The organism is Achromobacter spanius (genome assembly GCF_039673305.1).
Lineage (GTDB): Bacteria > Pseudomonadota > Gammaproteobacteria > Burkholderiales > Burkholderiaceae_B > Achromobacter > Achromobacter spanius_F.
Genome location: NZ_JBDJLJ010000060.1, coordinates 26,037 through 32,750, shown reverse-complemented (window position 1 = coordinate 32,750; position 6,714 = coordinate 26,037). Strand labels below are relative to the sequence as shown.

Sequence of the window (6,714 nt, the reverse complement as noted above, 5' to 3'; positions counted from 1 at the left end):
CGTTGCGCTGGCGCAAAGAGGCGGACGACGGCGCGTCAGCCGCGCGCGGCCTTGGCCTGCAGCCGCGGCTCGACCAGCGCGGGCTTGGCGCTGAGCAGGCCCAGGATCACCTGCATGACCATGGCGAGCGCGCCCAGCAGGAACACGACGTCGCCGAAGGTGCGGCCCCAGCGCAGGGTCTTGAGCAGGTCCTGCTGCATGAAGGCCTCGCTGCGGGCGTACCACATGCCTTCGCTGACGCTGGCGTGGAACTGGATCAGGCCCACCGGCAACAGGCTGGTGAAGATCATCAGGGCCAGGCCCACGTTCATGCCCCAGAACGCCAGCTTCATCAGGCCGGGGCTGAGCGCATATTGCGGACGGATGTAGCGCAGCACCAGCAGGGTGAAGCCCAGCGCCAGGAAGCCGTACACCCCGAACAGCGCGGCGTGCGCATGGACCGGCGTGGTGTTCAGGCCCTGGATGTAGTAGAGCGAGATCGGCGGGTTGATCATGAAGCCGAAGACGCCCGCGCCCAGCATGTTCCAGAAGGCCACAGCCACGAAGCACATCAGCGGCCACTTCAGGTCGGCCATCCACGGCGCGCGGGTCTTCAGGCGCCAGTTTTCCCAGGCCTCGTGGCCCAGCACGATCAGGGGCACGACTTCCAGCGCCGAGAAGCTTGCGCCAACGGCCATCACGGGCGTGGTGGTGCCGGCGAAGTACAGGTGGTGGAACGTGCCGGGAATGCCGCCCAGCATGAACAGCGAGGCCGAGGCCAGGCTGGCGGTGGTGGCCATGCGGCGCGACACCAGGCCCAGCGTCGAGAAGATGAAGGCCAGCGCGGTGGTGGCGAACACTTCGAAGAAGCCTTCGACCCACAGGTGGACGATCCACCAGCGCCAGTACTCCATCACGGTCAAGTGCGTGCGTTCGCCATAGAAAAAGCCGGCGCCGTAGAACAGGCCGATCGCGCCGACGGAAGCCGTCAGCAGCGCCAGCAGGTTCTTGTCGCCGCCCGGCGTGCGCAGGGCGGGAACGATGCCGCGCAGCATCAGCACCAGCCAGAAGCAGATGCCGGCGAACTTGCCGATCTGCCACAGGCGGCCCAGGTCCACGTATTCATAGCCTTGATGGCCCAGCCAGAAGTTCCATTCCGGCGGCATGATCTGCGCGATGGCCAGATAGTTGCCGGCAAAAGAACCGGCCACGACCAGCACCAGCGCCCAGAACAGGATGTCGACGCCAACCTTCTGGAACTTGGGATCGCGCCCGCCGTTGATCAGCGGCGCCAGGAACAGACCGGCGGCCAGGAACCCGGTCGCGATCCAGAACAGGGCGCTCTGGATGTGCCAGGTGCGCACCAGCGAATAGGGGAACCACTGCGAGACATCGATGCCATAGAACTTCTGCCCTTCGACGGTGTAGTGCGCGGTGAAGCCGCCCAGCAGCACCTGAAAGCCGAACAGCGCCACGACCAGGAACAGGTACTTGCCCAGCGCGCGTTGCGACGGCGTCAGGGCAAAGGTGGTGAGCGGGTCGCGCGCGGGCGCTTGCGGCTCGTCCTCTTCCTGGCCGCGCAGGAACGCCCAGGCCCAGACCAGGAAGCCGATGCCCGCCAGCAGCACCACCACGCTGATGATGGACCACATCACGTTTTCCGCGCTGGGGTGGTTGCCGATCAGCGGCTCGTGCGGCCAGTTGTTGGTGTAGGTGACCGGCTTGCCTTCGCGCTCGGTGGCCGCCGCCCACGCCGTCCAGAAGAAGAAGCGCGTGAGCTGCGTGCGGCGCGCGGCGTCGGGCAGCGTGTTTTCCTTCATGGCGAAGTTTTCGCGGCTGCCGTGCAGGGCCGGCGCGTCGGAGAACAGCTGGTCGTAATAGGCCGCGGTCTGCTCGATGGCCAGCGCGCGGCGCGGCGTGATCGTCAGCGTGTCGGTGGCGGCGTCGCTGCGGTTGGCGCGGTACTCGGCCTTGAGCGCTTCGCGCAGGGCCGCCTGCGCCGGCGCGGGCAGTTTGTCATAGGCCTGGCCGTGCTCGTCGCGCGCGGCCAGGTCCAGCCAGGCCGTGAGTTCGCGGTGCAGCCAGTCCGCCGTCCAGTCGGGCGCCTGGTACGCGCCGTGCCCCCAGACCGAACCGAGCTGCATGCCGCCCACGGACTGCCAGGCGGTCTGCCCGTCCAGGATGTCGTCGCGGCCGAACAGCGCGCGGCCCTCGGTCGTGACGACGTGCCCGGGGATGGGTGGCGCCTGTCGGTAGACCTCGCCGCCGTAGAAGCCCAGCAGTGCAAAGGTGATCGCCACCACGGCGATCAACGTGAACCATAATTTCCGATACGGACCCATGATGGGAACGCCCTCCTGTGTTGCGGTTGGTTGGGGTGCGTGTCCACATGCGAAATCCGTGCCAGAAAAAAATCCCGGCAAATCAGCGAATTGCAAACGGCATGGTGTTTTTTACTGTGGTCGCGACGGGTATAAATCACCGTCGCAGGGTCAATTAAACCCCGTTCGGGGCGCCATCTGCCCTGGCGTACTCCACAATGGCAATGTCGCGAAACGCCTGTATCAGCGCCAGCCGCGATGACCCGCGCGGCCAGATCAATCCGAAGCGGCGCGGCTCGCAGGGCGCCGGCAGCGGCAACACCGCGAGACCCAGCCGCTCGATCGCGCCGTTGGTCGCCAGCGGCAGGATCGCCACGCCGAGATCGCGGCTCACCATCACCGCAATGGCTTCGATGGCGTTGAGTTCAAACCGGTCGCGCGGCGTGATGCCAACCCGCTTCAGGTAGTCGTCCACATGGCGACCGCCCCAATCGTTGCGCTGGTAGCGAATGAAAGGCTCGCTGGCGAGCAGCGCATGCGGATCGCGCCCGGCCAGCCGCGGCGCCACCGCCAGCACGTAGGGCTCTTCGCGCAGCAACTGCCAGCCCAGGCTCTTGGCCAGCGGATAGGGGGCTTCCAGCGCGATGGCCGCGTCCAGTTCGCCCGCCTCCACCGCCGGATAGAAACGCGCCGAGTGGCCCGGGGTGAGCGCCACGTTGACCAGCGGATGGCGCGCGACGAGGCATTCCAGGATGGCCGGCACCATGGAATTGAGCGCGGTGTTGCCCGCGCCCAGCCGCAGCTCGCCCATCACTTCGCCGGAACGCGCCAGGTAGCGGATCTGTTCCAGGCTCGTCAGGACCTCCTGCACCGGCGCCAGCAGTTCGGTCGCCTTGGCGGTGAGGTGCACGGTGCGGCCGGCGCGCGCCACCAGCGGCGCGCCCAGCTCCTGTTCGAGCGCGCGGATCTGCTGCGCCACCGCGCCATGCGTGAGGCCAAGCCGGCGCGCGGTCTCGGCCATGGAGCCGTGGCGCGCCACGGCGACCAGCGTATGGAGAAAGTCGGTGTTCATAATGATAGATATTCTATCGTTTTATCGTATCCCAGCTCGCCCTACCGAACGTGTGTCCGCGCCACAATCCGGCTCAGGAGACAACCATGAAGAGCAAGCTGTTCGTCCCGGCATCCCGCCCGGAACTGTTCGATAAGGCCATGGCCAGCGCCGCCGACGCGATTTCCTTCGACCTCGAGGACGCCGTCGCGCCGCAGCGCAAGGCCGAGGCGCGCGCCATCCTCGCCGACTGGCTCGGCAAGCAGGCAGGCACCGCGCATGCCAAGAAAATTATCGTCCGCATCAACGCGTCCGACACGCCCTATTACGCCGACGACCTGGCCGTGCTGGGCCGCGTGCCGTTCGACATCCTGAACGTGCCCAAGACCCAGGACGCCGAGTCCGTGCAGGACGCCGTGACGCGCGCCAGCGCCGCCGGGTTCCAGGGCAGCTTCCTGGTCAATATCGAGACCCCGCAGGCGCTGGCCCGCGCCGCCGAACTGGCGGCTGCGCACGAACGCGTCTGCGGCCTGCAACTGGGCCTGGCCGACCTGTTCGAGCCGCTGGGCATTGCCCGCTATGCGCCCGAGACGCTGCGCCCGATCCTGCTGGCGGTGCGCCTGGCCGCCGGTGCGTCCGGCAAGTTCGCGCTGGACGCCGCCTATGCCCGGGTGAAAGACACCGACGGCTTTCGCGCCGAGGCGCGCCTGGCGCGTTCGCTCGGGTTCCTGGGCAAGTCGTGCATCCATCCGAGCCAGATCGCCATCGCCAACGAGGAATTCGGCTTCTCGGCCGACGAGATTGAACAGGCGCGCCGCGTGGTCGCCGCCAGCCGCGAGAACGCCGGGCTGGGCGCCTTCCTGCTCGATGGCCGCATGATCGACGCGCCCTTCGTGCGCCGCGCCGAAGACGTGCTGCTGGCCGCCGGCCACGCCTGAGCCGCGCCTTTTTCGAATCCGCAAGACTGAGTAAACCGCATGACGCAATCCGCCTCCACCCTGCCCCTGTCCGGCGTCAAAGTGCTGGACCTGAGCGCCTACATCGCCGGCCCCTATGGCTGCGCGCTGCTGGGCGACATGGGCGCCGAAGTGATCAAGATCGAGCCGCCCGAAGGCGACAACCTGCGCAAGTATCCGTCGACGCTGGCCAGCGAAAGCCGCGCCTTCCTGGGCATCAACCGCAACAAGCGGGGGCTGTGCCTGAATCTGAAGGACGAGGCCGGCTACGAGGTGCTCACGCGCCTGGTGCGCGAGGCCGACGTGCTGGTCCACAACTTCCGTCCGGGCGTGCCCGAGCGGCTGCGCATCGACTTCGCCACGCTGGCCGCGATCAATCCGCGCCTGGTGTATTGCGCCATGACGGGCTACGGCATGGCCGGCCCGATGGCGGGCCACGCCGGCTACGACCAGGTGCTGCAGTCCATGACGGGCATGTGCGCCTCGCAAGGCAAGGCCGACGGCCCGCCCGAGATTCTCTATGGTTCGGTCGTCGACTACTACGGCGCCTCCCTGATTTCCAACAGCGTGGCCGCCGCGCTGTACCAGCGCGAGAAAACCGGACGCGGCCAGGCCATCGAGGTCTCGCTGCTCGGCAGCGCGCTGGCGATGCAGTCGGCGCGGCTGGTGTGGGCCGAGGGCGAGCCGCGCCGCATCGAACGCGACATGCGTTCGGGCGGCATCACGGGCATCCACCCCACCCGCGAAGGCCATTTGTACATCTCGGCGAACACGCCGCACTTCTGGCGTTCGCTGTGCGGCCACCTGGGCCTGGGCGAATTGGCCGACCACCCCGACTACGATACCGTCAAGAAACGCGCGGCCCAGGCCGCCGTGCTCATCCCGCGGGTGCGCGACGCGCTGGCGCGGCGTGGCGCCGCCGAATGGGCCGAGCTGTTCGGCCAGAGCGTGCCCTGCGCCGTCGTCAACAGCGTCGAAGACATGTTCGACCATCCGCAGGTGCAGGCCATGGGGTTCATGCAGCCCCTGTCCAATCCGGCGGCCGGCAACTATCTCGGGCTGGCCCAGTGGGCGCACTTCGCGCCCGACGGCACGGTCCCCGACACCGCCGCCCCGGCCCGCATCGGCGCGCCGTCGCTGGGCGAGCACAGCCGGGAGATTTTGGCCGGCCTGGGCTACGGCGAGCACGACATCGACGCCCTGATGGGCCGGGAGGCGGTGCGCTGAACGCACCGTCGCCATAAGAAAGACGCCGGCGGCCCAGCCGCCGGCCTGAAAAACAAGACGCGCCCTATAAAACGCGGCGCGAGGAGACATGGCGATGAGCCAGCAGCGATACCACCAGCGGCCCGCCGGGTCGAACTGGGGCGACTTCGGCGACGACGACCAGCTCGGCACGCTCAACCATCTGGATGCGCAGGCCCGCCTGGCCGCGGTCGCCGAGGTGCGCGAAGGCATTTCGTTTTCGCTCAGCCTGCCGCTGACCGTGCCGCGCGCGCCGGTGCTGAACCCGCGCCGCAAGGGCCCGGTGATCCGCCCGGCCGAAAAGAACGGCGTGCCCGTCTACCGCTATCCGCTGGCGACCGACGTGCCCGGCGCAACGGACGTGATCAGCGACGACAGCGTCACGATCTCGCCGCAATACTCGACGCAGTGGGATGCGCTTGGCCACGTGGGCTCGCTCTACGACGCCCGGGGCAACGGCGATGCGCAGCCCACCGGCTACAACGGTTTCACCGTGAGCGAACCCGCCACGGAAGGCTTCACCGGCACCCGCGACCTGTCGATCGCGCCGATGGCGCGCCACGGCATCCAGGGCCGCGGCGTGATGGTGGACCTGCGCGCGCACTTTGGCGACGACCAGCGCAAGATCGGCCTGGCCGACCTGCAGCGCGTGATGCAGGCCGACGGCGTGACCGTGCGGCCCGGCGACGTGCTGTGCCTGCACACCGGGCTGGCCGACCTTGCCCTGACCCTGCCCGACGACGAACAGCATCGCCTCAAGACCAGCTGCTGCGTGCTCGACGGCGACGACGCCGCACTGCTGGCCTGGATCAAGGACAGCCGCATCGCGGCCATCGCCGCCGATAATCACGCGGTGGAATTGCGCAACCACAGCCTGGCCGCCGAGCGCGGCCCGCTGCTGCCCCTGCACGAACAGTGCCTGTTCAAGCTGGGCTTGCCGCTGGGCGAGCTCTGGCACCTGACCCCGCTGGCGCACTGGCTGCGCCAGCGCGGCCGCCACGCCTTCTTCCTGACCGCGGCGCCGATGTATGTGCCCGGCCTGGTCGGCGCGCCGGTCAACCCCATCGCGACCGTCTGATTGCCGCCGGCCCGTCCGGCCGGACAAGCAGCGGTCGCGCGATGCACCACTATTCCAATCAATTTTGTACCCCCCCGCACGGGA

The 6,714-nt window shown here is 68.3% G+C and carries 5 protein-coding genes; 3 read left to right on the top strand and 2 right to left on the bottom strand.

Annotated elements, in window-relative coordinates:
* Nucleotides 1–35 precede the first annotated feature (35 nt).
* Together ABE485_RS26935 and ABE485_RS26930 are read right to left on the bottom strand one after the other, a co-directional pair.
* Nucleotides 36–2,321 carry a nitric-oxide reductase large subunit gene (locus tag ABE485_RS26935; RefSeq protein ID WP_346518315.1) on the bottom strand — a complete coding sequence of 762 codons (2,286 nt, stop codon included), beginning with the start codon at nucleotides 2,319–2,321 and terminating at the stop codon, nucleotides 36–38.
* A gap of 154 nt (nucleotides 2,322–2,475) precedes the next feature.
* Nucleotides 2,476–3,372 carry a LysR family transcriptional regulator gene (locus ABE485_RS26930; protein ID WP_346518314.1) on the bottom strand — a complete coding sequence of 299 codons (897 nt, stop codon included), beginning with the start codon at nucleotides 3,370–3,372 and terminating at the stop codon, nucleotides 2,476–2,478.
* Between the two features lie 86 nt (nucleotides 3,373–3,458).
* Here ABE485_RS26930 and ABE485_RS26925 point away from each other — a divergent pair, with 86 nt between their 5' ends.
* The 3 genes from ABE485_RS26925 (at nucleotide 3,459) to ABE485_RS26915 (ending at nucleotide 6,630) form a co-directional block, all read left to right on the top strand.
* Nucleotides 3,459–4,289: an HpcH/HpaI aldolase/citrate lyase family protein gene (locus tag ABE485_RS26925; RefSeq protein WP_346518313.1), complete on the top strand. Its 831-nt coding sequence runs from the start codon at nucleotides 3,459–3,461 to the stop codon at nucleotides 4,287–4,289.
* Nucleotides 4,290–4,328: 39 nt separating this feature from the next.
* Nucleotides 4,329–5,534 (top strand): CaiB/BaiF CoA transferase family protein, encoded by a 1,206-nt coding sequence (locus ABE485_RS26920; protein WP_346518312.1) that lies wholly within the window; start codon nucleotides 4,329–4,331, stop codon nucleotides 5,532–5,534.
* A gap of 94 nt (nucleotides 5,535–5,628) precedes the next feature.
* The gene (locus ABE485_RS26915; RefSeq protein WP_346518311.1) at nucleotides 5,629–6,630 is read left to right on the top strand and encodes a cyclase family protein; all 1,002 of its coding nucleotides are present in this window, start codon (nucleotides 5,629–5,631) and stop codon (nucleotides 6,628–6,630) included.
* The last annotated feature ends 84 nt before the right edge of the window (nucleotides 6,631–6,714 follow it).